The organism is Methylophaga sulfidovorans (assembly GCF_900114205.1).
In the GTDB taxonomy this organism is placed as follows: domain Bacteria; phylum Pseudomonadota; class Gammaproteobacteria; order Nitrosococcales; family Methylophagaceae; genus Methylophaga; species Methylophaga sulfidovorans.
In genome coordinates this window covers 53,731-77,915 of record NZ_FOSH01000016.1, presented here as the reverse complement: position 1 = coordinate 77,915, position 24,185 = coordinate 53,731, and the positions used below count along the sequence as shown (strand labels likewise).

25 protein-coding genes and 1 tRNA gene are annotated in these 24,185 nt (G+C 43.1%); 7 read left to right on the top strand and 19 right to left on the bottom strand.

What is annotated here, in order from left to right:
• On the top strand, positions 1-323 hold a 323-nt coding region (locus tag BM232_RS12545), incomplete at its 5' end, for an IS1595 family transposase (protein WP_143092293.1).
• A 352-nt stretch (positions 324-675) separates the two neighbouring features.
• On the opposite strand, the gene BM232_RS12540 is transcribed toward BM232_RS12545, so the two are convergent.
• Positions 676-1,377, bottom strand: a complete 702-nt coding sequence (locus tag BM232_RS12540) for a M48 family metallopeptidase (RefSeq protein WP_091715264.1) — start codon at positions 1,375-1,377, stop codon at positions 676-678.
• Between the two features lie 94 nt (positions 1,378-1,471).
• On the opposite strand from BM232_RS12540, the gene dusA reads away from it, so the two are divergent.
• Complete coding sequence (gene dusA, locus BM232_RS12535; protein WP_091715262.1) at positions 1,472-2,461, top strand: tRNA dihydrouridine(20/20a) synthase DusA; 990 nt, start codon at positions 1,472-1,474, stop codon at positions 2,459-2,461.
• Here the strand turns inward: dusA and BM232_RS12530 are convergent.
• Entirely contained in the window at positions 2,458-3,240 is a 783-nt protein-coding gene (locus tag BM232_RS12530) for an ABC transporter permease (protein ID WP_091715260.1), read from the bottom strand. The genes dusA and BM232_RS12530 overlap by 4 nt on opposite strands.
• Positions 3,241-3,245: 5 nt before the next feature.
• Positions 3,246-4,160, bottom strand: coding sequence for an ABC transporter ATP-binding protein (locus BM232_RS12525; RefSeq protein ID WP_091715257.1), 915 nt, complete (start codon positions 4,158-4,160; stop codon positions 3,246-3,248).
• A gap of 69 nt (positions 4,161-4,229) precedes the next feature.
• On the opposite strand from BM232_RS12525, the gene mutH reads away from it, so the two are divergent.
• Together mutH and BM232_RS12515 are read left to right on the top strand one after the other, a co-directional pair.
• Positions 4,230-4,901 carry a DNA mismatch repair endonuclease MutH gene (mutH, locus tag BM232_RS12520; RefSeq protein WP_091715278.1) on the top strand — a complete coding sequence of 224 codons (672 nt, stop codon included), beginning with the start codon at positions 4,230-4,232 and terminating at the stop codon, positions 4,899-4,901.
• 60 nt (positions 4,902-4,961) lie between these two features.
• A complete protein-coding gene (locus BM232_RS12515) occupies positions 4,962-6,275 on the top strand; it encodes a GGDEF domain-containing response regulator (protein ID WP_091715255.1) in 1,314 nt (437 codons plus the stop codon).
• Here the strand turns inward: BM232_RS12515 and prmB are convergent.
• The 7 genes from prmB to hxlA (BM232_RS12480) all read right to left on the bottom strand — a co-directional run bounded on the left by prmB (position 6,272) and on the right by hxlA (BM232_RS12480) (position 12,503).
• Entirely contained in the window at positions 6,272-7,198 is a 927-nt protein-coding gene (gene prmB, locus BM232_RS12510; RefSeq protein WP_091715252.1) for a 50S ribosomal protein L3 N(5)-glutamine methyltransferase, read from the bottom strand. The genes BM232_RS12515 and prmB overlap by 4 nt on opposite strands.
• Entirely contained in the window at positions 7,195-8,604 is a 1,410-nt protein-coding gene (gene leuC / locus BM232_RS12505) for a 3-isopropylmalate dehydratase large subunit (RefSeq protein ID WP_091715250.1), read from the bottom strand. The genes prmB and leuC overlap by 4 nt, the downstream gene beginning before the upstream one ends.
• 142 nt (positions 8,605-8,746) lie before the next feature.
• Positions 8,747-9,286, bottom strand: a complete 540-nt coding sequence (gene hxlB / locus BM232_RS12500; RefSeq protein ID WP_091715248.1) for a 6-phospho-3-hexuloisomerase — start codon at positions 9,284-9,286, stop codon at positions 8,747-8,749.
• Positions 9,287-9,297: 11 nt separating this feature from the next.
• Positions 9,298-9,933, bottom strand: a complete 636-nt coding sequence (hxlA, locus tag BM232_RS12495) for a 3-hexulose-6-phosphate synthase (RefSeq protein WP_007147029.1) — start codon at positions 9,931-9,933, stop codon at positions 9,298-9,300.
• A 166-nt stretch (positions 9,934-10,099) separates the two neighbouring features.
• Positions 10,100-11,083: a transaldolase gene (locus BM232_RS12490; protein ID WP_091715246.1), complete on the bottom strand. Its 984-nt coding sequence runs from the start codon at positions 11,081-11,083 to the stop codon at positions 10,100-10,102.
• A gap of 141 nt (positions 11,084-11,224) precedes the next feature.
• Positions 11,225-11,554, bottom strand: a complete 330-nt coding sequence (locus tag BM232_RS12485) for a hypothetical protein (protein ID WP_091715243.1) — start codon at positions 11,552-11,554, stop codon at positions 11,225-11,227.
• 307 nt (positions 11,555-11,861) lie between these two features.
• Positions 11,862-12,503 (bottom strand): 3-hexulose-6-phosphate synthase, encoded by a 642-nt coding sequence (gene hxlA, locus BM232_RS12480; RefSeq protein ID WP_091715240.1) that lies wholly within the window; start codon positions 12,501-12,503, stop codon positions 11,862-11,864.
• 193 nt (positions 12,504-12,696) lie between these two features.
• Here hxlA (BM232_RS12480) and BM232_RS12475 point away from each other — a divergent pair, with 193 nt between their 5' ends.
• Together BM232_RS12475 and dhaK are read left to right on the top strand one after the other, a co-directional pair.
• Positions 12,697-13,542, top strand: a complete 846-nt coding sequence (locus BM232_RS12475; RefSeq protein ID WP_091715235.1) for an HAD-IIA family hydrolase — start codon at positions 12,697-12,699, stop codon at positions 13,540-13,542.
• Between the two features lie 25 nt (positions 13,543-13,567).
• Entirely contained in the window at positions 13,568-14,554 is a 987-nt protein-coding gene (gene dhaK, locus BM232_RS12470) for a dihydroxyacetone kinase subunit DhaK (RefSeq protein ID WP_091715233.1), read from the top strand.
• Here the strand turns inward: dhaK and dhaL are convergent.
• The 9 genes from dhaL to BM232_RS12425 all read right to left on the bottom strand — a co-directional run bounded on the left by dhaL (position 14,551) and on the right by BM232_RS12425 (position 22,913).
• Positions 14,551-15,180, bottom strand: a complete 630-nt coding sequence (dhaL, locus tag BM232_RS12465; RefSeq protein WP_091715275.1) for a dihydroxyacetone kinase subunit DhaL — start codon at positions 15,178-15,180, stop codon at positions 14,551-14,553. The genes dhaK and dhaL overlap by 4 nt on opposite strands.
• Before the next feature lie 84 nt (positions 15,181-15,264).
• Positions 15,265-15,714 (bottom strand): nickel-responsive transcriptional regulator NikR, encoded by a 450-nt coding sequence (gene nikR, locus BM232_RS12460; protein WP_007147022.1) that lies wholly within the window; start codon positions 15,712-15,714, stop codon positions 15,265-15,267.
• An 86-nt stretch (positions 15,715-15,800) separates the two neighbouring features.
• A complete protein-coding gene (glnT, locus tag BM232_RS12455; protein ID WP_007147021.1) occupies positions 15,801-17,171 on the bottom strand; it encodes a type III glutamate--ammonia ligase in 1,371 nt (456 codons plus the stop codon).
• A 26-nt stretch (positions 17,172-17,197) separates the two neighbouring features.
• Complete coding sequence (locus tag BM232_RS12450) at positions 17,198-17,962, bottom strand: creatininase family protein (protein WP_091715231.1); 765 nt, start codon at positions 17,960-17,962, stop codon at positions 17,198-17,200.
• Positions 17,962-18,870 (bottom strand): ABC transporter ATP-binding protein, encoded by a 909-nt coding sequence (locus BM232_RS12445; RefSeq protein WP_091715230.1) that lies wholly within the window; start codon positions 18,868-18,870, stop codon positions 17,962-17,964. Before BM232_RS12445 ends, BM232_RS12450 begins: the two co-directional genes overlap by 1 nt.
• Before the next feature lie 9 nt (positions 18,871-18,879).
• Entirely contained in the window at positions 18,880-19,827 is a 948-nt protein-coding gene (locus BM232_RS12440) for an ABC transporter permease (RefSeq protein ID WP_091715229.1), read from the bottom strand.
• A 107-nt stretch (positions 19,828-19,934) separates the two neighbouring features.
• A complete protein-coding gene (locus BM232_RS12435; protein WP_091715228.1) occupies positions 19,935-20,900 on the bottom strand; it encodes an ABC transporter substrate-binding protein in 966 nt (321 codons plus the stop codon).
• Positions 20,901-21,354: 454 nt separating this feature from the next.
• Positions 21,355-22,518: a porin gene (locus BM232_RS12430; RefSeq protein WP_091715223.1), complete on the bottom strand. Its 1,164-nt coding sequence runs from the start codon at positions 22,516-22,518 to the stop codon at positions 21,355-21,357.
• A gap of 319 nt (positions 22,519-22,837) precedes the next feature.
• A tRNA-Phe gene (locus tag BM232_RS12425) sits at positions 22,838-22,913 on the bottom strand.
• Between the two features lie 139 nt (positions 22,914-23,052).
• Between BM232_RS12425 and BM232_RS12420 the strand changes: the two genes are divergently transcribed.
• Positions 23,053-24,144, top strand: a complete 1,092-nt coding sequence (locus BM232_RS12420) for an efflux RND transporter periplasmic adaptor subunit (RefSeq protein ID WP_091715222.1) — start codon at positions 23,053-23,055, stop codon at positions 24,142-24,144.
• Positions 24,145-24,185 lie beyond the last annotated feature (41 nt).

The window sequence follows — 24,185 nt, the reverse complement described above, 5'->3', positions numbered from 1 at the left end:
CCTTGATACCCATTATTAGACAGACGGTGAAACCTGACAGTATTGTCTATACCGATACTTGGCGCAGTTATAATGCGTTAGATGTAAGCGAATTTAAACACTATCGTATTAACCATAGTAAGCTTTTTGCCGATAAGCAAAATCATATCAATGGTATTGAGAATTTTTGGAATCAAGCTAAGCGCCACTTACGGCGATTTAACGGTATTCCAAAGGAGCATTTTCACTTGTTTTTGAAAGAGTGTGAGTGGCGATTTAATAACAGTGACCCAAAGAGTCAATTAAAACAATTAACTCAATGGGTTAAAGCGAATATGGGCTAGTTATCTGGATCAGCCCCTAAGTATATTTTAATCTGGTTTATTATTTGTATTGTACTTTAGTACAATTTATGTCGAAAAGGGGCGAGAATTCTATAGTAACTTACTAATTAATTTAGTTTTCTTCATTCCTAAATATCTTTGCGCTCATTCTCTCTGACTTATCCGCCCGTTTTTTCTTTTTACGTTCGTTCTTGTCCTTTAGGAGCTGGATTACCTCTTCCTTAGTTAGGTTTGGGTGTTTGGCGAGTAACGCGTCAACTTTGTCTTCACTGTTGGACATTGAGAGGCCTTGTTATGTGTATAGGTTGTTGATTACAGTTAAATGCTAATTTAAGCGTTAGCTAAAACTGCTCTAGAGTTGTAATGTTACGCCATGTTGTTTGAGCCAATCTTGTTCGCGTTGATATTCGGGGCAAAATGTTGCCACTAAGCGCCAAAATCCTTTGCCATGATTGTGGTGTTTGAGATGGCAGAGTTCGTGAATGATGAGGTAGTCAATGACCGATGATGGGGCTTGCATAATTTGCCAGTTATATTGAATATGACCGTGCTTGTCGCAGCTTCCCCAGCGGGCTTTGTAGGTTTTTATGGTGATGGATTTGGGGAGTAACCCTGTTATTTGGCTGAGTTCTTCGGTACGTTTGTTGAGATAACGTTCGGCTTGTTCTTTGTACCAGTCGATAATGGTTTGTCGGCGTGTTTTTTCGCTAATGCGATGCAGTCTGCCGGAGAGTGTGATGGTGTTATCGCTTAATATGACTTTGGGTGAGTCGCTTTTTTGTTGTAATTGCAAAGTGAATGCTTGGCCGAATAATAATAAGGTTTCGCCTTGTAGCCATTGGCGCTCTGGTTCGGGAGAGGGTTGTTTGGCAAGTTGTTGTTTTATCCAGTCGGTTTTTTCTTCAATCAGGGTATGAACGATATCCATCGGAAGTTTGGGCGGGATATGTAGAGATACACCTGTCGAGTTGACTTTGAGGGTAATGTTAATTCGTCTAGCGTGAGTGACGAGTTTGACTTTGAAGTCTTCGGTTGTGATGTGTGATGGTGGCATTGAGACTTTAGGTATTTGTTTTATAAAACAATGGCTATTGTACGTGAGGTTTTGAGACAATAGCAGGCTGATAGTAAAAAGTAGTTAAGCTAATATGACCTCAGTTGACCTTTCCCATGCCCATCGTTTGTCGGTTGCACCGATGCTCGATTGGACCGACCGTGATTTTCGTTATTTGTTACGTCTCATCTCTAAACATACTCTGCTTTATACCGAAATGGTGACCACGGGAGCGTTAATTCATGGTGATAGACAGCGCTTTCTAGCGCACAATGCAGCTGAATATCCGTTAGCGCTTCAATTGGGCGGTTCTGACCCTACGGCTTTGGCTGAATGCGCAAAGATGGGAGAGGATGCCGGTTACAGTGAAATTAACCTTAATGTAGGTTGCCCAAGTGACAGAGTTCAATCAGGTAGTTTTGGCGCTTGCCTGATGGCTGAGCCGGGTTTAGTGGCGGAAGGCGTAGCAGCGATGCAAAAAGCCGTGAATATCCCCGTCACTGTTAAAACACGATTGGGCATAGATGAGCAGGACAGTTATGAGTTTTTAACTAACTTCATTGATGCAGTGTCGGCAGCAGGCTGTAATATTTTTATTCTTCATGCGCGTAAGGCTTGGCTCAAAGGTTTAAGCCCGAAAGAAAATCGCGATGTGCCACCGCTGGATTATCAGCGTGTATATCAAATCAAAAAAGACTATCCACACTTACATATCGATATTAATGGTGGTATTCATAGTTTGCTGGAGGTGCAGCAGCATCTGCAATATGTTGATGGCACTATGTTGGGTAGGGCGATTTATAATGATCCGTACCTGCTTATCGAAGCAGATGAACGTATTTTTATGCAGCCCGCTGCTGACCAGCCAAGCAGACATGATGTCATTGAAGCGATGCTGCCTTATATTGCAGAGCGAATGCAGCAGGGACGGCCTTTGAAATCCATTACGCGTCATCTGCTGGGTCTATTTCAGGGCCAGCCTGGTGCCAGACGTTGGCGTCGACACTTAAGTGAGAACGCTCATTTAGCCGGTGCAGGCATTCACACTCTTCAGCAAGCTCTGAGCTTAGTCGAAAAAACTTAGTTTCTCAGGCCTGTACCTTTCTTCAATAGGTATAGGGCATAAGCGGTCAAAGCAGCGATAAACAGAACGATAATGCTAAAGGCTGCCATGATAGGAATGTCTGAAATACCCAGCATGCCGTAGCGAAAGGCATTAACCATATACAAAATGGGGTTCAACATTGAAATGTGCTGCCATACCTCTGGTAGTAAATCGATGGAATAGAACACGCCGCCCAGATACGTTAATGGGGTCAGAATGAAGGTTGGGATGATGGCTATTTCATCAAAGCTACGTGCATAAATGGCATTAATAAATCCTCCTAATGCAAATAAAACCGCACTCAGAAACACCATGCTGATGGTAATGAAAATATGTTCAACCGGCAGATGGGTGAAGAAAAGTGAAACCAGCGTGACGATAAGTCCGACACATAATCCGCGAGCTGTACCGCCAGCCACATAGCCAGCCAGAATCAAGTAATTTGGAATCGGTGCCACAATCAGTTCTTCAATATGATTTTGAAATTTAGCACTGAAGAAGGAAGAGGCAACATTTGAGTAGGCATTATTGATCACTGCCATCATGATAATACCGGGTACGATATATTCCATATAAGTGAAACCACCCATTTCACCAATCCGACTGCCTATAAGGTTGCCGAAAATGATGAAATACAGAGTCATAGTGATGGCTGGTGGCAAAATCGTCTGCGGCCATATTCTAAAAAAGCGGCGGATTTCGCGGTTTAGCAAAGTAGAAAATGCGACCCAGTGTCTTTGATGACGAGATGGTGTCATAGCTGTTACTCCGACTTCTCAACAAGATTGAGAAATAATTCTTCCAGACGATTCACTTTATTTTTCATACTGGTGACTTCGATACCTTTGCTAGTTAATTGCTCAAAAACACTGTTTAACGATTCACCACGATGGATCTCAATCTCTATGGTGGTGTTATCAATTTGCTGGTAATCAAATCCATCTAGCTCGAATGTGTCCAGCAAAGGCTTTTTGAGATCTAATACAAAGGTTTCTTTATCCAGGCGGTTAAGCAAAGATTTCATATCTGTATTTTCGATAATCTGACCTTTATCGATGATCGCAATATTACGACAAAGGCTCTCGGCTTCTTCCAGGTAGTGAGTGGTCAGAATAATGGTTGTGCCTTCGGCATTAATTTTTCTTAAAAACGTCCACATAGAACGCCTAAGCTCGATATCTACACCGGCAGTCGGTTCATCTAAAATCAACAATCGTGGATTGTGTACCAGTGCACGGGCAATCATCAGTCGGCGTTTCATACCGCCTGACAATGAACGAGAAGGGGTATCCCTTTTTTCCCATAATCCCAGCTGTTTGAGTAACTCATCTGCTCTGGGTTCAGCCTGGCTGGCGGGCATCCCATAATAGCCTGCCTGCGCGACTAGAATATGTTTGACCTGCTCAAAACCATTAAAGTTAAATTCTTGTGGTACCAGTCCGATATAGCTTTTAGCTTGTTCAGCATCACTATCCAGATCCGTATCAAAGACTTGAATCGAGCCAGTACTTTTTGTCACTAATGAAGTGATGACGCCGATGGTCGTTGATTTGCCTGCGCCATTAGGACCGAGCAAAGCAAAAAAATCGCCTTGTTCAACATCCAGGTTAATTTCTTTTAAAGCCTGCATGCCGTTACGGTAGGTTTTACTTAAATTCTTGATAGATAATGCTTTCACTGTCTCTCTCAAGCGTGATAAAGGTGGCTAGGTTATCATGCCAACAGCAAGATGAAAATTTGGAAAACAATGTTACGAAAATCAGCACCACAATCAATAGATGAATTAATGCTGCGTTGTCAGCAAATAACTGGAAAAAGCTTAGGACAGATTGCTCATGAATTGAACTGTGCTGTACCGGTAGATTTATTGAAAAATAAAGGTTGGGTTGGACAATTGTTAGAAGCTTATCTTGGTGCTGATGCGGGTAATCAGGCTGAACCCGACTTTATTTCCTTAGGCATTGAACTAAAAACATTACCGTTGAATGTCCATGGTGAGCCTAAAGAATCGACTTATGTTTGTACTGTGTCATTGAGTGAGTATGAAGCGCTGAAATGGCAGGACAGCTGGGTTAAACGGAAACTCTCACATGTCCTTTGGCTGCCAGTTGAAGCGGAGTCATCAATTCCTCTTGCTGAACGCTATATCGGCGCTGCTTGGTTATGGCAGCCAGATCAGATAGAAGAAGGTATTTTAAAAGCAGACTGGGAAGAGTTAATGGATCGGCTGGCATTGGGCGAACAGGCGGAGCTAACAGCAAGGGAAGGCCAGTATTTACAGATAAGACCGAAAGCGGCTCATAGTCGGGTGATGGCAAAAAGCTCGGATATTTCAGGCGAAACCATCTTGATGAATCCAAGAGGGTTTTACCTAAGAACAATTTTTACTAAGCAGTTGCTCGCGAAGGCGTTCATTTGATGGTAACGTTGCATAAAAAATTAATGGATTAATTTGTTTTACTCGGGAAAGTAGAAAGATATGCTGAACGCGTTAGTTATAGATAGCTCACCTTTGTTTTGTGAGCATATGATCGATTTATTAGAGTCTGCTGGTTTCAATGTCGAGACAGCAATGAATGGAGCTGATGGCTTAGGGAAGGCTGCAACAGCAAGATACCGTTTAGTCTGCTGCTCTGATAACTTGCCTGACTATGCCAGTAGTGAATTTTGTAGCCAGTTAAGAGCATTAAATGGTTATGATTTTGCCACCTTGCTGGTCTTAACAGAGCATGACAACTCTAAAATTCTCAAACAAGCTTTACTGGCTGGCGCCACCGATATTTTCAGCAAAAATGATATGGCTGAAATGGATACATATCTTTCTCGTCTGAGCCAGAGAGAGTCGCGACAATTAAGTGGCCGAGTTTTATTTATTGAAGATTCCCGAGTGTTACAAACCATTATCATCGACCTGTTAACTGATATGGGGCTTGATGTGGATGCTTATAACTATGCTGAGAGTGCATGGGAAGCATTTAAAGGTGGTGATTACGATTTAGTTATCACCGATATTATGCTTGAAGGCAGTATGAGCGGCATTACTTTGGTTCGTAAAATTCGTCGAATGCAGAGCGAATATAGCAATGTGCCGATTATCGCTACGTCAGGTTTTGACAATATGTCACGCAAGATTGAATTATTCCATCTCGGTGTCAACGATTACGTGTCAAAGCCGATTGTGCGTGAAGAGCTAAGACAACGCGTGTTTAACCATGTCACCAGCTATCAAACTACCCAAGAGCTTCGAACGCAACAAAAATCATTACACAGTCTGGCCATGCTGGATGAAACGACCGGATTGTTTAATCGCCATGCGTTGAGAGAGTTTGCGAGTAAATATTTCAGTGAAGCTTATCGCTTTAATCGTTGTTTATCTCTTGCCGTCATTGATATTGACCATTTGAAAGATATTAATGAGCGTTATGGCTTTGAGCATGGTGACCAGATGTTGTCTGAGTTGGGCTCTTGGATGAAACGTCATGTGCGTGACGTCGATCTTGTGGCTAGATGGGCAGGAGATGAGTTGGTTCTTTTATTGCCAGAGTGCGACCTGGCTTCAGCCAACAATATGATGGAACGGATGGTTCAGCGTCTTAGTAAGTTAAAGCCTGCCAATCTGGAAGTGACGGTGAGTATTGGTATTGCTCAATTACGACAAGAAGACAATGATAATCTCAATAGCTTATTCGAGTTAGCCGATAAGGCTATGTATCAGGCTAAAATGGCGGGTCGAAATTGTGTCAGACTGTATATTGAGCCTGAGGCCGTGCCAGAATTTAGCAATAATGATTAGCCGTAACGCTGCTTAAATTGTTCACAAGCGGCTTTATCCAACATGAAGATGCCGTGACCACCGTTTTCTAATTCAAGCCAAGTAAAAGCGATAGCTGGCCATTTATCATCGACAGCTAAATCAGTATTACCAACTTCGACAAATAATAAGCCTTGGTCGGTCATGTGCTCTGCGGCTCCCAACAGGATTTTTTCTACTAAAGCCAGCCCATTATCATCTGCTTCCAGAGCACCTGCTGGTTCGTGTCTGTACTCCTCTGGAATAGAAGCCATTTCATCAGCGCCGACGTAGGGAGGGTTACTCACTATCAAGTCGAATTTTTGATCAACTGGAAAAGCTTGCCAGATATCTGATTGAAGCAGATGTAAGTGTTCTTCTAATCCATGTTTTTTGCGGTTTATTTCTGCTACAGCAAGGGCATCCGTACTGATATCACTCGCTGTTACTTCCGCTTGTTCAAAAGCCATCGCTAAGGCGATGGCAATACAACCACTACCTGTACACATATCTAAAATAGTGAATACAGAGTCAGGTTCAGTAAGCCAAGGCTGGAATTGTGTTTCGATTAGCTCAGCAAAAGGGGAACGGGGGATTAGAACACGTTCATCAACGAAAAACGGTAAACCAGCAAACCAGGCTTCATTAGTCAGGTATGGTAATGGAATACGTTTTTCAACGCGTTTTTCGATGGCAATAAGCAATGCACGCTTTTCGTCTTGTGTCAGCCTGGCATCTAAAAAGATTTCAGGCAATGCATTGACTGGTAAGTGTAAAACACTGAGTAATAACTGCGATGCTTCGTTAAAAGCGTCTTCATTACCATGACCAAAAAACAATCCCGCTTCATTGAAGCGGGATGTAGACCATCGTAAAAAATCACGAAAAGTATTTAATTCAGATTGAACAGCCAGGTAATCAATCATACGTTTTGTGTGATATCAACAAAGTGACCAGCGATTGCAGCTGCGGCAGCCATGGCTGGACTAACTAAATGTGTTCTACCACCTTGGCCCTGACGTCCTTCAAAGTTACGGTTTGAAGTCGATGCACAGTGTTCACCTGCTTCCAGACGATCCGCATTCATGGCCAGGCACATTGAGCAGCCAGGATCTCGCCATTCAAACCCCGCTTCGATAAAGATTTTATCTAAACCTTCTTGTTCAGCTTGTTGTTTGACTAACCCTGAACCTGGGACAACCATGGCTTGCTTAACGCTGGCGGCAACTTTTCCACCTTGGATAGCTTCAGCTGCCTCACGTAAGTCTTCGATACGTGAATTTGTACAAGAGCCAATAAATACACGGTCCAGGTAGATATCCGTAATCGCTTGGTTGGCTTGCAAGCCCATATATTTAAGCGCTTTTTCCATACCATTGCGTTTTACTGCATCTGATTCTCTGACAGGGTCTGGAATAGCTGAGTCAACCGAGACAACCATTTCCGGTGACGTGCCCCAAGTGACTTGAGGTTTGATATCTTCTGCTTTAAGTACAACGACTTTATCAAAATGAGCGTCATCGTCAGAATGTAATTCACGCCATGCTTTAACCGCTTTATCCCAGTTTTCACCGGATGGTGAGAAAGGACGATCTTTCAAATAGTTAATGGTGGTATCATCAACCGCAATCATACCTGCACGAGCACCGGCCTCTATGGTCATATTACAGACGGTCATTCGACCTTCCATACTCAAGTCCTGAATCGCTTCACCGGCAAACTCTATGGCGTAGCCTGTACCACCTGCAGTGCCAATTTCACCGATGATGGCAAGAACGATATCTTTTGCAGTAATACCCGGTTTAACCTGACCCTCAACGCGCACCTGCATGTTTTTGGATTTGCGTTGAATAAGGCATTGGGTTGCCATGACATGCTCAACTTCCGATGTGCCGATACCAAAGGCGAGGGCACCGAAAGCGCCATGAGTAGACGTATGCGAATCACCACAAACGACAGTCATTCCAGGCAGCGTAGCACCTTGCTCTGGTCCGACAACATGCACAATACCTTGTCGTAAATCATTTAATCCAAATTCGGTAATACCAAATTCGACGCAATTACTATCAAGCGTATCAACTTGCAAACGTGAAATCGGATCAGCAATACCTTGCTCACGATGTGAGGTCGGGACGTTATGATCCGGTGTCGCCAAAATAGAGTTTAGCCGATAAGGCTTGCGGTCAGCTAAACGAAGCCCTTCAAATGCTTGGGGGGATGTCACTTCATGAACAAGATGACGATCGATATACAGTAAAGCTGTAGTGCCATCTGACTCAGATCGAACGACATGTTGATCCCAAAGCTTATCGTAAAGTGTTTTTGCTGACATATCTCTTCAAAACCGATTAGTGAGTTATAAGTATCACAATATTATACCGTGTCAGCGATATAAGCTCTATCAGAACTATAGACATAAAAAAAACGGGCAACCCGAAAGTTGCCCGTTTTATTTTACTGCTAAGGAAAAGTGATTATTCCATATTAGCGTGTCTGTATCGCATTTCTTCCTCAGGAATACCTTTCTCATGGATAAGATGAGAAACGATAGACTCCAAGAAAATCAATGTCGATAATTCAAACATAGTACCCATAGGCATGCCCTTAGTAGGAGCAAAGCTATCATCGTTACCAATTTGAATTGTTTTGTCCGCTATATCACCAATCGTTGAACTTGCTTTAGAGCAGATTAATACTACTTTAGCTTTCTCTGACTTAGCTTTGTTCGCGAATGAAACCAACTGAGTTGTTTCACCTGAACCCGAGATAACGATTAATAAATCGCCTTCGCGGATGCTTGGTGTGCTGATTTCACCTTGAACGTATACGGTGTAACCACTATGCATCAACCTCATACCCAGGAAGTTACCAACAAGACGTGAACGTCCGGCACCAGTAATGAAGATGCGTTTAGCATCATCACACATAGCAACGAATTCAGCTTCAAGAGAACTGTCAGTAGCCCCTAAAATATCAGTGATTTTGTTTACAACTAGATCACGATGCATTGTCATTTTTCTAATCCTTATGCTGCGTCAACTAATGCACGCAGTTCTTTTGCAGATTCAGCTGGAGATGGAGCGCCGTAGATAGCCGCACCAACAACAACGATGTCAGCACCAGCTTGTACTGTGCTTTGGATTGTATCTTTGTTGATACCACCAGCAACAGAAACTTTAACGTTCAGACCTAAACCAGCGATGGTTTTCAGATCTTCAAAAGGTGTTTGACCAGCAGCTTGTGCGTCAAGACCAGTGTGAACACCGATGATGTGCGCGCCGTTAGCAGCAGCTTCTTTAGCAACAGCCGCTTTATCTTCAACACCGATTAAATCGATTTGAGCTTCAGCGTTGTTAGCGTTAGCAGCTTTGATAACACCTTTCATTGTAGCCATGTCAGAAGCACCTAAAACTGTAGTGATGTCACCACCAGCTTCAAAGAAAGGAGTTGCTTCGTATTCACCAGCGTCCATTGTTTTCAGGTCAACCAGAATTTTTTTGTCTGGGTGAGCTGCTTTCAATGCTTTAACCAGTTTCAGACCATTGTATTTAATACAAGGTGTACCGATTTCAAGGATATCGACATATGGCGCTACTTGTTCAGCCAGAGCCATTGTTGCATCAAAGTCCAATGAGTCAAGAGCCATTTGGATTTCAGCCATGTTATATACTCCTAATTTATAGTAAAAATTATTGTTATCACGCTTGCTTAGGTGAAGCGGGACTATATGCATAAATCAGTGACAAGTCAATTTCACTGACCCTGCTGCATTCGTGCTCACTCACAAATGGAGTGAGCTGAATACGGGGAAATTTAATTCTGATGAATTAGCTTTCCAGTTCTGCAAGACGGTTAGCCAGCAACTCTTCAAGGGTTTCAAGCGCTTTAGCAAAACCATCAATACCTTCTTGTAATTTTTCAGTTGCCATCGGATCAGCAGCATGCATTGCTTTGAAGGTTTCTTCTGTCATGTCGATGCGTTCAACATCTGATGCTTTAGCATCTTCAAGATTTAATTTACGTGGTAAATCACCTTCAGTTGAGTGTAATTCGTCCAGTAATGCAGGAGAAATAGTCAGAAGGTCAACACCTGCTAATTCAGTGATTTCACCAACGTTACGGAAGCTTGCGCCCATTACTTCAGTTTCTAAACCAAACTTCTTGAAGTAGTTATAGATTTGAGTAACAGAAACAACACCTGGATCTTCAGCTGGTGCGTAAGAATCACGACCAGTGTCTTTTTTGTACCAGTCAAGAATACGGCCAACGAAAGGTGAAATCAGTTGGATACCATTCTCACCACAAGCAACAGCTTGGTGCAGACCAAATACCAGAGTCAGGTTTGTGTGAATACCTTCTTGTTCCAGTACTTTAGCAGCCATAACACCTTCCCAGGTTGCTGCGATTTTGATCAGGATACGTTCGCGTGAAACACCCGCTGCTTCGTATTGAGCAATCAGGTCACGGCCTTTTGCAATAGTAGCTTCAGTGTCAAAAGACAGACGAGCATCAACTTCTGTAGATACACGACCTGGAACGATATCCAGAATTTTCAGACCGAAAGAAACTGCTAAACGATCAAATGCAAGTGAAACCACTTCTGACGCAGGCGCATCAGCACCTAATGTTTCACGAGCCGCTTTCAACGTATCATCAACAATACCTTGGTATTGTGGCATTTGAGCTGCAGCAGTAATCAGTGAAGGGTTAGTTGTAGCATCACGAGGTGTAAATTTTTCGATAGCTTGAATATCACCAGTGTCGGCGACAACAACGGTCATTTCCTTAAGCTGATCAAGTAAAGTAGCCATGTTTCGTACCTTCAATTTTTAAGTTAAAAATTAACAGTCATCGTATAGAACGCTGACTGTATGGTTGATTTTATTGATTATTATGTTGGCAAAGCCGGGCAATCCCGGCTTTTCCATAAATCTGGGTGTATAGGGTTTGTTTTAACCTTTGCTTTGAATATAACGTTCAACACCTGTCATTGGTTTTGCTTGTGCTTTGTTACGGATATATTGTTCAACACCAGTTACAACTTTTACAGATGTCGTTTTATTTCTAATATATTTTTCGACACCAGTCAGTTTTGAACCACTATTTGCTTGGTTTCTGATATAGCGTTCAACACCTGTCAATCCATCGTTTGTTGTTTTTGCTGCTGGGCTTGTTGGCTTAGCACTGCTTGTCGGTGCAGGACTCGTATGACTAGCAGGACTTGATGAAAACAGGCTTTTAAAAAATCCACAAACTGATGCAAAGAAACCTTTATCACTCATAATATTATACCCCTGTTACATTTTAACCCCATCTGCCCAACATAACGAGGTTGGTGCAACGGGTAAATTACTATTTTAGATTAATCGTGGCAAGTCGGGAGAACTCGGGCGGAAATGCCAGAAGTCGACAAGCAATAGGATTAATCCATTTGAATTTGAGATTGGTTAATTAAAATAATTATTATCAATAACCAATGGCCACTATCTTACCTCATTATTTAAATTAATAAATTAATCAGGTGAGCATGAAAAAAAACGAGCGGTCATCGACCACTCGTTTTATTTTCTACTTTTGCAAAGCTATTGCTTATGCTGCGTCAACTAAAGCACGTAATTCTTTAGCTGATTCAGCTGGAGAATCTGCACCGTAGATTGCTGCACCAACAACAACGATTGTCGCGCCAGCGCGAACAGTGTCTTGAATAGTGTTTTTGTTCAGACCACCAGCAACAGAGATACGTACACCTAAGTTTAAGCTAGCGATATCTTTCAGATCAGCAAAAGGTGTTTGACCAGCTGCTTGTGCGTCAAGACCAGTGTGAACACCGATGATTTGAGCACCGTTACGAGCAGCTTCAGTAGCTACTGCTTTTTTGTCTTTAACACTGATTAAGTCGATTTGAGCTTCAGCGTTGTTAGCATTAGCTGCTTTGATTACGCCGCCCATTGTCGCTTTATCAGAAACACCTAATACTGTACAGATATCCGCACCTGCTTCGTAGAATGGAGTTGCTTCGTATTCACCAGCGTCCATTGTTTTCAGGTCAACCAGGATCAGGTTGTTAGGGAATTTGCTTTTCAGTGCAGTAACCAGTTCAAGACCGTTGTACTTGATGCAAGGTGTACCAATTTCTAAGATATCGACGTAAGGAGCAACTTGCTCTGCAAGCGCGATTGTTTGATCGAAATCCAGAGAATCCAGTGCCATTTGAATAAGTGCTTTTGCCATGCTGACATGCTCCTAATTAATTTAATTTATGAGTTATTACGTTGAAAATACGCTCGCAGACTATAAAGCAGATCAACAGATGCTGTCAATTTTTGACTCAATCTCGACATTTATCATCATTTTTATCACTAGACACAATGATTTGCAGTATGCGACTCTCTGTGACCAGATTGTATAGTTGCGAGGATATATTTTGAATACAGAATCTGCGGTCAGTTTAGATAATGTGGCTGGTTTGATAATCGATATGGATGGTGTGCTCTGGCATGGCAACAAATCAATGCCAGGCTTGGAAGATTTTTTTCAATTGCTCAGAAATCAGAAGATTCCTTTTGTCTTGGCAACCAATAACGCCAGTTTGACTCAGCAGCAATATATCGAAAAGTTGTCATCGATGAATATTCAGGTGACTGCCGAGGAAATCCTTACTTCCAGTATGGCCACAGTCAGTTATTTGTGTGAACACTTACCCGGTGATAAAAAACGTGTATTTGTTATTGGCGAAGATGGATTAAAACAACCTTTATTAGAAAATGGCTTTGTACTTACCGATCTATACGAAGTCGATCAAACTGAAAAAGGAATCACTGGTCGAACGGCAGATATTGTTGTATCCGGATTGGATCGCAAATTAACCTGGGATAAATTAGCAACTGCGACATTAAATATTAATGCGGGTGCGACGTTTTATGCGACAAATTCAGATTCTACTCTTCCCACTGAGCTTGGTGAAGTGATGGGCAATGGTGGTGTCTTAGCAGCATTGGAGTCTGTCACCGGTGTGAAACCCATATCTATCGGTAAGCCCGAGCCTATCCTGTATGAACAGGCGTTAAAAATTCTAGGTACGACAAAAGAGACAACCATTGCGATTGGTGATCGTCTTAATACCGATATTCTGGGTGCAGTTAATGCGGGTATTCGTAGTGTGCTGGTTTTAACCGGTGTGTCTTCGGCTGAGGATGTGCAAAAAGTGGATTATGAGCCTACATGGATTTTGGATGATCTGGCGGCATTAACCAAGGCCTTGAAAAATTAAAGAAAACAAAAAAAGGAAGTGAGAGATGAAAAAATTGATTAATAGTGTGGAAAGTGTTCTTGAAGAGAGTTTGAATGGTTTTGCCAGAGCGCATAGCAATATTATTCAATTCAATCATCAACCCAATTATGTTAGTCGAAAAAATAAGTCTGAAAATAAAGTGGCGTTAATTTCTGGTGGTGGTGCTGGTCATGAACCGTTGCATACTGGACTGGTAGGGAAAGGTATGTTGGATGCGGCTTGTCCTGGACAAGTTTTTACATCTCCAACACCTGACCAAATGCTGATGGCGGCACAAGCTGTTGAAAATGGTGCTGGCGTGTTGTTTATTGTTAAAAACTATGCCGGTGACGTGATGAATTTTGAAATTGCGGCTGAGATGCTGGATTGCCCGCATGAAACTGTTCTGGTGAATGATGATGTGTCTTTGCCCAAAGATCATAGTACCGGCCGTCGTGGTGTTGCAGGGACATTAATTGTAGAAAAAATTGTGGGCGCCGCCGCAGAAGCTGGAGCAGATTTAGCAACTTGTAAACAGCTTGGAGATAAGGTGGTGAATTCAACCGCTTCAATGGGAGTGGCTCTGACCAGTTGTACTGTGCCTGCTTTGGGACAGCCTACCTTTGATATCTCTGATAATGAAGTTGAGATGGGTGTTGGCATTCATGGTGAGCGCGGACGAGAAGTAATGAGTCTGACCACAGCGGATGAGCTTGTGCAGATACTTGCTAAGGCAATTGATGAGGATTTAAAGCCTGCGAAAGAACAATGCGCTTTACTACATATCAATGGCTTTGGTGCCACACCGTTGATGGAGCTATATTTGGTCTATGATTCAGCTGCTCAGTTTTTTGAAGAACGTGGTATCAAAATTGTTCGTTCACTAGTAGGGAACTACACCACATCACTGGATATGGCAGGCTGCTCTATTACATTAACGTTGATGGATGACGAAATGCTGCAGTATTGGGATGCGCCTGTACATACTGCAGCATTACGTTGGGGAATTTAATTTTCGCTTAGCTGGTCAGCAATGACACAAAGAATTAACTGCGAAGTGCGTGCGCCTGCATCTATGTGACCGCGGGCGCGTTCACCCAAAAATGATGCCCTTCCTTTTGTTGCCAGCATGTCTTTGGTTGATTGCATACCTTGTGTAGCGGCTGCCTTGATATTAGCCAATACCGTGGCTTTATCTGAGTTTTGTTCAGCATCACTTTGCAACGATTGCATGACTGGAATGAGAGTATCCAGCATGGTTTTTTCACCAATATCGGCTTTGCCCCGGGCTTTGATTGACTCAACGCCCGCTGCGTATATAGCAGTGATTCCTGCCAGATCAATGTCTTGCTCTTTGGCTTCTTTACCCATACTGACAAACATGGAGCCCAGTAACGAGCCTGAGGCGCCTCCCATGGTTGACATTAGTGTCATGCCTATTTTCATGAATGCTGCTGACCAATCCAGTTGCACCAATTCATCATTCAGCTTGCTCAACGCTTCAAGTCCGCGTATCAGGTTAGTGACATGGTCACCATCACCAATCGCTCGATCCAGTGCAGAAATTTCTTCTTCATTGTTAAGTATTTCAGCTTGAATCGCTGCGATGAGTGGTGGGAGAAAAGTTGTATCAGTCATGTTTTGGCCAGTGAATTTATTGCAGAGCATAAAACTACTGAATCCATAGCCTTAGGTCAACTGACAACAATAGCTACAATAGTTTTACGTTTGCTTAGGAGGCAAAGGGTGGATAGGGGGAATAATATCGGCGTTCAATAATAAACGTCCATATACAACACCTCGCAGCGTAATCATTTTGTCTGCGATCATGTTCAGGCGATTGGCCGGGCCTTGTACCAGAATGACAGATAGTGTGTTGGTATGGGTCAAGTTGACATTCAGATTACTGATAACTTCATCAATATATTCATATTGAAGATCGTGAAGACGTTTTTGCAGGCCGGGTACTGAGTGGTTATAAACCAGATTAACGGTGCCAGTCATCACGGTATCGCCTTGTTGGGCACGGTGTTCATTGATTTGTAAATTAATCATGTCACAAATTGCTTGGGAGCGACTTTCAAATCCCCGTTTACTGACCATTTCATCCAAACCTTCCAGCAGACTTTCAGGTAATGAGATGCTGATACGACTGACTTTTTCTTTACTCATACGAACTCCCGAAGCTTGTCACCATTATTGCCTAGACGGATAAGACTATCACCCCAGCGTTAAACTGAGGTGATGTCCTGTTTTTCCTAGAATAAGTGACTGTAACGCTCAACTTCCCATGCGCTGACGACAGTATGATATTCATTCCATTCAGCTTGTTTATAACGAATGAATTCATTTCTCAACTCACTACCCAGTACTTCTTCTACAAATGGATCGGCAGCGAATGCCTGAATAGCTTCGTCCAAAGTTCTGGGTAAAAACTGAATTCCCAACTCCTCACGTTCCGCTTCTGTTAACTCATACAGATTACGTTCCTGAGGTTTACCAGGATCAAGGCCTTCTTTAATACCTTCCAATCCAGCTGCTAGAACTAACGCGGCTGCAAGATACGGATTAACAGCGCCATCGGCATTACGTGACTCACAGCGACCACCACCCATTGGTACACGAACTGAGTTGGTGCGGTTATTAGAACCAAAAGAGTTAAATACCGGCGCCCAGGTGAAATAAGGCATATCACCTTGGCGAACCAGTCGTTTATATGAGTTTACGGTTGGTGCGAATACTGCACATAAAGCAGGACCATGTTTTAAAACGCCAGCGATGAATTGATAACCTAATTTAGTTAAACCTAAGCCATGCTCATCTTCTTCAGGTTTGCACTGGAACAGATTGGCTCCTGTTTCCAGATCATAAAGCGACATATTAAAGTGAGCACCCGTCCCAGTTTTATTTGAGAAAGGTTTAGGCATGAATGTAGCTAACAGATCTTCCTGTTTGGCATATTCTTTTGCCATCATTTTCAAAAAGGTGAAGCGATCGCAGCTGGTAACGGCATCTGCGTAGTTAAAGTCAAACTCGAACTGAGCATTGGCATCTTCATGATCGAAGGAATAGAGGCCCCAACCCAGATCATCAATGCTGGTGGCCATTTTGTCTAACCAGCTGAAGTTACTTAAAAAAGCACGGGTGTCATAACAGGGCTTTTTCAATTTATCATCAGGGTCAGGTACGGACAGGGTGCCGTCGGCATTTTTTTTCACCAGATAAACTTCTGCTTCAATACCGAGATTCATGCCATAACCGAGCTCTTTTGCTTGTTCCAGTACAGATTTGAGTAGAACTCGTGTGCTGAGCATATACGGTTTTTTGTATAAGGTATTATCAGCTGGCATCCAGGCAATTTCAGGCTGCCATGGCATTTGTATGATGTGATCCAGATCTGGTACAGAGGCAATTTCATCATCATTTGGTTGTTGTCCCAAACCATCAACAGCATAACCAGTATAAAGTTCTGAGCCATGCGCCATATGGTGTAAATGCGAGAGCGGGACGACTTTACCTTTAGGCACACCATGGATATCGACATAAGTACCCATGCAATATTTCACGCCTTTGCTTTTTAGCTCTTCTTGTATTTTTTTGATTTCGTCATCAGTTTTGATGTTAATCATGAGATTACCCTTCTTTGGTTAATGATTTATAAAAGAGACTGGTGGTAGCTTTGATCAAGCGGCGGTTGTTCCTTAATTGCTCTCATCACCAGTTGAGATAAGTCTTCACACATCCATGAAAAAAGTGCTTCACCATCAGCTTTTGTTGCTGCAGATGGTTTACCTGTCACGCCATTTAAACTGGTGCGATTGACAGGATGGCTAAACACGCAGCCATCAGTTCGGTCCGGATCGTCAGCGTCGAGTAATTTATCTTCACGCACTAACTCCGGATGTAAGGCCATCATCAAGGCTGTTTCGGCTTGATTGGCATGCCAGTCTTCAGCATCGTCGTGATGGGCTTTGCGGACTCGCTCCGAAATTTGAGCGGTATGTACTAAGCCAATCATTAAGTCGTCATGACGCGCTCTGAGCATTTCCAAGGCACAACGAAGTGGGGCAGCATTGGTCACATGACCGTTGATAAGTAATAGTCGTTTGATACCAGAAGAAGCCACCCAGTCACCGATATCGGAAATAACATCAATTAATGTTTTGGGATTCAAAGCCATCGTGCCTGGCCACCTTTTGGAGTGACCGATAGAGCAGCCATAGGGCTGGGTCGGTAATAAAATAACCGGTGTTTGTTTCGCCACTTCTTTGCATAAGGTGTCAGCAATGGCCGAGTCCATACCACAGCCCATATGTGGCCCGTGCTGTTCGGTAGCTCCTACCGGAAGTAAAGCGGTATCAACACCGTTTTTAACTGCTGTAGCGACTTCTTCCCAAGTCATTTGTGCTAATTCATACATTAGAAAACGCTCCCAACTTCATCATTTACAGGCACCATGCGCACAAGGTTCAGGTGATCTTCATCATCATCCTGCTTAGGAGGGTGAATCAGTTCTTCCAGACGCTTCTTGGTAGCAATAAACTCGGGGGATAAAAATTGTTCCGGATGACGTGGCTGAGGCACAGCCACTTCGATGACTTCCTGTACTTCACCCGGATTCGCTTTCAGCACCAGAATGCGATCCGCCAGATAAATGGCTTCATCTAAATCGTGGGTGATAAAAAACACCGTGACATCGATGTTTTTCCAAATCTCCATCAGGTATGCCTGCATTTTGCTACGAGTTTGTGCATCAAGTGCACCAAAGGGCTCATCCATCAACAGCACTTTGGGTTTATTGGCTAATGCTCTGGCAATGGCCACCCGTTGTTTCATACCGCCAGAGAGTTGATGTGGATAGCTGTTTTCAAAGCGTGACAAGCCAATTAACTCGATCCATTGTCTGGCTTCCGCTTCTGCCGTGCCTTTGTCATAGCCAGACTCAATCAGACCAAACATAATGTTTTTCTTGACGGTTAGCCATGGGAACAAGGTGTAACCCTGGAATACCATGCCTCGCTCTGGCCCCGGTTTATCGACGACTTTGCCATCCAGTTTGACTTCACCTTCGGTGGCTTGCTCAAGGCCAGCCAGAATGCGAATCAGGGTGGATTTACCACAGCCTGATGGTCCGATCACGCAGACAAATTCACGTTTATGGATAGTCAGGTTAATGTCTTTCAGGGCGGTAACAGTCCCATGTCGGCTTTGGAATGTTTTGCTTAATCCAGCAACTTCCATCGTCACCGGACGCTTTTTGATGCGGGCAAAACGATCTCGAACAGCATCAGACTGAACGCGATAATCGGGTAAGGTTGATTCACTCATATCGTGCTCCTAATTCGCTTTTTGCCAAGGGAAAAGACGACGTCCAAACCAGGCAAGTAATAAGTCAATGGTCAGGCCTAAAATGCCGATCATCATGATGGCAGCGAAGACATTGTCGAAGTTTTTGTAACGTGCCTGTTGGGTGATAAACCAGGTGATGCCTGAGCTGGTACCAATCAATTCGGCCACAATCAGATAGGTCCATGCCCAGCCAAGCAGAATGCGAGTATCACGGTATAGATCTGGCAAAATCCCCGGTAGAACGATACGAAATAGCATGGAGCGATTGTTGGCTCCCAAGGTTTGACCTGCTTCGAGTAAAGCTGGGTCCAGCTTACGGGTGGTATTCGCTACGATGAGTACTTGCTGAAAAAAGGTACCGATAAAAATGATGGCAATTTTTGGGGCCTGGTATATGCCCAGAACAGCGACTGCCAACGCACCAAAGGCTGGTGCTGGAAGGTAGCGAAAGAATTCAATAAAAGGCTCGAATAGGCGAGAGAAGAAGTCATAGGTACCAGCTAATACGCCTAGCGGAATGCCAATGATCGATGATAAAAGGAAGCCATAAAAAATAACCTGAATACTGCTCCAAAGACTTTCATGTAACCAAAGCTCACTGCTACGTTTAGGTTCGGTGGTAAATGACGTATAGAAAGCAGTTAGTACCTCATGTGGCGCAGGCAGATAAATTGGGTTGGCAGGTATACCTTCAGGTGTGGCTTTACCTGCTGCAGACGCTTTGTCACTTTCTGCATTAAAAACTGTTTTATTAACCAACATACCTTCACGAAAGTAGTTCACAGAGCCGGGCGAAGTGATTTCTACTTCCGGATGCCAGATAAACGGTACATAACTGACCAGACACCAGAGAAGAATTGGTAATACAAAACTGCTAATAGTCACTAATTGTCGACTACGCGGTTCAAGCGGTTTATTAACTGAAAAGAGTGACATAAACAGTACCTTTGCTATTTTCAGACAACACGATCCCCTGCCTGTAAATGACATAAAAAATCAGGAGGAGAGAGGTACCGACAGAAATGCCGGTACCCGTTAACGTATTACTCGCCTAGTAAAAGGGAGGGATCAATATAATTTTCGACAGTCTGCTTATCTGCATAAACTTTATTGTCGACATTAAACTTGTCGGCAATTTCAGTTGAACCATACAAAGAACCGAAACCATCCGCTTTTTTCATAAAGGCCTGCGCCTCTTCTTTGGTCAAAATCTTTGTTCCATCAATAAAGGCTTTATAAACTTCTGGTTCAACACCAACCCGTGCGGCCATAATGCTGATCGCATCATCACGTGTTTTAGGATCATTTAAGTAATCAACCGCCATATACCAGGCATCGATAACTTTTTTCCACTCATCTTTGTGGGCCGCTAAGCTTGATGGTGATACTGCGAGTACATCATAAATAAGGCCGGGTTCATCGGCACTGGTGTAGATAGGTTTTGAGCCTGGAACAAGTTGCAAAGCCTGGCCCGAACTTGGTTGCCATGCACCAACAGCATCGACCTGACCTGAAGCCAATACTTGCGGTGTTTCATTGGTGGGGACATTGACTAATTCAACATCACTTTCAGTCATACCCGCTTTTTCTAAACCATTCAGTAATAATAAGTGATCAACAAAACCCAGTTCGACACCTACTTTTTTACCTTTCAGATCAGTGATGGAATTGATGCCAGGCGCGCCGACAATCATATCGTTACCATTACTGTAGTCATTAATCAGGATCATCACGTTTTGTGCGCCGGTAGCCCCCGTTACCAAAGCATCGCCATTAGTCATAGTAACTGCATCTAACTGGCCCGCAGCAAAGGCATCCATACTGGCAACGTAATCAAACCATTCAAATTGTACATCCACACCCACTTTCTCAAACATGTGTTTTTCGATAGCAATTTCCCAGGCAACCCAGCCTGGCCAGTCGCTGTAGCCTATCTTAAGTGGTTCAGCACTGGCATTACCAGCGAGTAATAAGCCTGCGAAAACAGATAGAAACAATCTTTTTTTCATTTTTAGATACCCCAGTTAGTATTACGATTTACCAATTTGGTAATACTGATGTCTGCAGTAACTATGCCAGCAGAGCTTGGTTACTGACTTTCTAAAGAAAAGTTGGTGAAAAATAATGAGAAAGACTTAATTGAAAGCAGTGATAGTCAGTCTTTTCAGCAGTTTCAAAGACTTAGATCTAGATGGTGGAAATAAAAAAGTGTTGTGTTATCGACTATACAGAAAGGACGTGATAGTTGATTTTAGTGCACTAAAAAGCACCGTTTATTTTTAAAAAGCCCCAAAAGTGCGCAGTGAATTTTAAAACAGCAGAAGTGAGCAAAAGCGTTTTAGGGGGGGGGGGCGGATCGATAGTGTAAATAAAAAAAGACAGATATAAAAAAAGCCCCAACCCGAAGGTTGAGGCCTTTTTAATAAGCTTTGAATCAATTCTAATGAATTGTTTCAGATTAGCTTACCAGCTGATGAAACCACCAACAGATAGAACGTCAACATCTGCATCAGAAGTTGCTGAGCTGTGATACTCTGTTTCCATCTTAGAATATTCAGCAACCAGTTTCAGGTTAGCCGTTACATCATGGTAGATACCGATTGTAGTCATTGAGTTTGTGTCGATATCTTCGGTGTTTCCACGGTCAAGTGTTGATTCACCGTATGATGCTGCAACGAATGTTTGACCAGCAAAACGGTAACCTAACTGTGCATAGTAACCATCTCCGTCAACAGCCTTTCCGTTAGCATCTGCTGCACCAAGACCTAGTCCACCAATACCTTGACCTTTACTGTCGTAATATGATGCAACCGCTTCAATACCACCAAAGATTAATTGACCACCAACAGTATATGCATCAGATCTTTCTGAGCCAGCTGCTGTTGAATATTTAATTTTTTGAGTCATACCATCTAACCACAGTTTCATAGAACCGCCGTCAAATGCTGTTGCATAGCTTAAAGATGCTTCATAACGAGGATCTTTTTCACTATCGTCGCCTACAGTTCCTAATAAGCCTTCACCGTCTACTACAGCGACAGCAGCTTTAAAGCCGTTCATATCAGGAGTGGTATAACGGATTTGTGAACGCCAGTTAGCATAGTCATAACCCCAACCAATACGACCTAAAGACGTTGTACCTGTGTTTTGGTTACCTGCAGCTGTCTGACCAGTCGCACCCACACCGTATAGAGTTTGGTCTAACAGGATGTTATTTGCCGAATAAAGACCTAGGCCTTTACCTAACATGATTTGACCAAATGAACCGTCAACAGTAGCATACGCTTCACGTTGTTCCATTGCGTTATTACCATTAACATAGCTACCATTGTTAGTTGATGGTGAGATAGAAACACGTGCTGCCACTTTAAGACCATTGATTTCAGGCATTGCTACATTGAAACCAAAGAATGTAGGTAACAGGCCGTTAGCTACTTGTTGGTTATCTTGACCACCACCAGCGTTATTTTGATCGCTAGCGATAAAGAATTGGTTGATGTTACCGTCAACGCTGAATTCGTAGCCGTTTTCACCACCGACAACGATTGTCGCGTTAGCTGCACCAGCAGCTGTCAAGGCTGCTGCACCGACTAATGTAGCCAGTGTTGATTTTTTTAATAATTTCATTCTGTTTCACCTTCTAATTGTTAACAGATTACTTTAAGTCTCTCTCGTAACCGGAGTTTGTCTCGGTTGTTAGCTATTTTGCATATAAAAAAATCTATTGCAACACTTTTACAACAATTTTTTTAAATTTGACGAGAAAATCACATTTTTGTGTTTTTTTTACCACATATTTTTGAATATCTGTTATCGGAAGTGTTGATAAATTAGGATATAAGGATATACGAGTACGGCGATAATTTGCTGTGGAAATTATGCAACAAAAATGACAGGCAATAAAAAACCCAGCTTCTTTTCAGAAGTCTGGGTTCTTTAAAATCCATGGTGGCTCGACCTGGAATCGAACCAGGGACACAGGGATTTTCAATCCCTTGCTCTACCAACTGAGCTATCGAGCCGATAAGGGTGCGTATTAAACCTTCTGACAGTGTTGATGTCAAGGGGAAATCATCATTAATTGTATTCCAGACTTGTCCGGTTGTGAGGGGCATGCTCTAATGACCAGCTATTTTTATTGATTATTCAATGGATAACTGAATGTCGGCATCGAGTAAAAAATGGTTCTGGTCGTTGATAATTCTGGCTGCTGTTGTGTTTATTGTGGTCGGGGTCCTATCGGATACATCATGGACTGAGCGATTCCAAACGATTATTTCCAGCCATCAACAGGCAGATAATGATGATGACGACGATGAGCTTCAACATAGCGGTGATGTGAATCGCCCGCTTATTGTCAAACTAGACGACGAAACGGCTCCTTATACAGGCATTCAAACGCTTAAGTTGACGAAGAGCTTATTATTCCCTGAATTTAAAGCCTATGCGGAAGTGGTGGATATTCGTGATCTCATCCAATGGCGCTCACGACTCAATCAGCTGCGTTCGGCTGTCACCATCGCTAAGGTCACTGAAAATGCAGATCGACTTGAATGGGAAAGATTGAAAAAGCTGGCTAAGGGCACCGGCAGTGTGGCCAGTAAAAATGTGATTTATGCTGAGACCAGCTGGCGTGAAGCGAAAGCCAATCTCGACTCTGCCGAGTTTCAGCTTGAAGATGCTAAAACAGAGTTAATTCAAAGCTGGGGTGAATCTATAGCGAGCTGGGTCATGGATAAATCTTCAAAAGAGCTTGAAAGACTAATTAACCGTCATGACACACTATTAATGGTGACACTCCCTATAGAATCGTCTTTACCGGCAAATGTGAATGTGATTCGGGTATCTCGTGCGGGTGATCGCGCCTCTGCAAGAAAAGCCTATTTCGTTTCTCCAGCCTATATCAGTGCCAAACAAATTCAGGGTGAAACCTATTACTTTCGGATTGCGACCGGCAAGCTTCGTTTGGGGATGCGTTTAGATGCCTGGATTCCAGAAAATAGTGAGCCAGACTCTGGATTCCACATTCCGGACGAGGCGATCGTCTGGTATTCAGGTCAGCCATGGGCCTATATCCAATTAGATGAGACCAGCTATAAACGCATACCTTTGAGTGATGGCAAGCTCGTCGCTGGCGGTATTTTTATTCAGGACGAGTTTGAAGAAGGCAACCGTTTGGTGATTTCTGGCGCACAAATGTTGTTATCCGAAGAGTTCCGCTGGCAGATTCATGATGAGGACGACGATGATTAAACTCGTCTTCTGTCATTGTCTGCTGACTAGGGTGTCACTGT

Bases quoted from the DNA above. Each gene is read 5' to 3' on its own strand.
- glnT (WP_007147021.1), bottom strand. From the start codon at position 17,171: ATGATTAACATCAAAACTGATGACGAAATCAAAAAAATACAAGAAGAG.
- hxlB (WP_091715248.1), bottom strand. From the start codon at position 9,286: ATGACAATGCATCGTGATCTAGTTGTAAACAAAATCACTGATATTTTA.
- BM232_RS12515 (WP_091715255.1), top strand. From the start codon at position 4,962: ATGCTGAACGCGTTAGTTATAGATAGCTCACCTTTGTTTTGTGAGCAT.
- hxlA (WP_007147029.1), bottom strand. From the start codon at position 9,933: ATGGCTGAAATCCAAATGGCTCTTGACTCATTGGACTTTGATGCAACA.
- prmB (WP_091715252.1), bottom strand. From the start codon at position 7,198: ATGATTGATTACCTGGCTGTTCAATCTGAATTAAATACTTTTCGTGAT.
- leuC (WP_091715250.1), bottom strand. From the start codon at position 8,604: ATGTCAGCAAAAACACTTTACGATAAGCTTTGGGATCAACATGTCGTT.
- dhaL (WP_091715275.1), bottom strand. From the start codon at position 15,180: ATGACTGATACAACTTTTCTCCCACCACTCATCGCAGCGATTCAAGCT.
- BM232_RS12435 (WP_091715228.1), bottom strand. From the start codon at position 20,900: ATGAAAAAAAGATTGTTTCTATCTGTTTTCGCAGGCTTATTACTCGCT.
- dhaK (WP_091715233.1), top strand. From the start codon at position 13,568: ATGAAAAAATTGATTAATAGTGTGGAAAGTGTTCTTGAAGAGAGTTTG.
- hxlA (WP_091715240.1), bottom strand. From the start codon at position 12,503: ATGGCAAAAGCACTTATTCAAATGGCACTGGATTCTCTGGATTTCGAT.
- dusA (WP_091715262.1), top strand. From the start codon at position 1,472: ATGACCTCAGTTGACCTTTCCCATGCCCATCGTTTGTCGGTTGCACCG.
- BM232_RS12440 (WP_091715229.1), bottom strand. From the start codon at position 19,827: ATGTCACTCTTTTCAGTTAATAAACCGCTTGAACCGCGTAGTCGACAA.
- BM232_RS12430 (WP_091715223.1), bottom strand. From the start codon at position 22,518: ATGAAATTATTAAAAAAATCAACACTGGCTACATTAGTCGGTGCAGCA.
- BM232_RS12445 (WP_091715230.1), bottom strand. From the start codon at position 18,870: ATGAGTGAATCAACCTTACCCGATTATCGCGTTCAGTCTGATGCTGTT.
- mutH (WP_091715278.1), top strand. From the start codon at position 4,230: ATGTTACGAAAATCAGCACCACAATCAATAGATGAATTAATGCTGCGT.
- nikR (WP_007147022.1), bottom strand. From the start codon at position 15,714: ATGAGTAAAGAAAAAGTCAGTCGTATCAGCATCTCATTACCTGAAAGT.
- BM232_RS12530 (WP_091715260.1), bottom strand. From the start codon at position 3,240: ATGACACCATCTCGTCATCAAAGACACTGGGTCGCATTTTCTACTTTG.
- BM232_RS12490 (WP_091715246.1), bottom strand. From the start codon at position 11,083: ATGGCTACTTTACTTGATCAGCTTAAGGAAATGACCGTTGTTGTCGCC.
- BM232_RS12485 (WP_091715243.1), bottom strand. From the start codon at position 11,554: ATGAGTGATAAAGGTTTCTTTGCATCAGTTTGTGGATTTTTTAAAAGC.
- BM232_RS12420 (WP_091715222.1), top strand. From the start codon at position 23,053: ATGTCGGCATCGAGTAAAAAATGGTTCTGGTCGTTGATAATTCTGGCT.
- BM232_RS12540 (WP_091715264.1), bottom strand. From the start codon at position 1,377: ATGCCACCATCACACATCACAACCGAAGACTTCAAAGTCAAACTCGTC.
- BM232_RS12450 (WP_091715231.1), bottom strand. From the start codon at position 17,962: ATGTATGAATTAGCACAAATGACTTGGGAAGAAGTCGCTACAGCAGTT.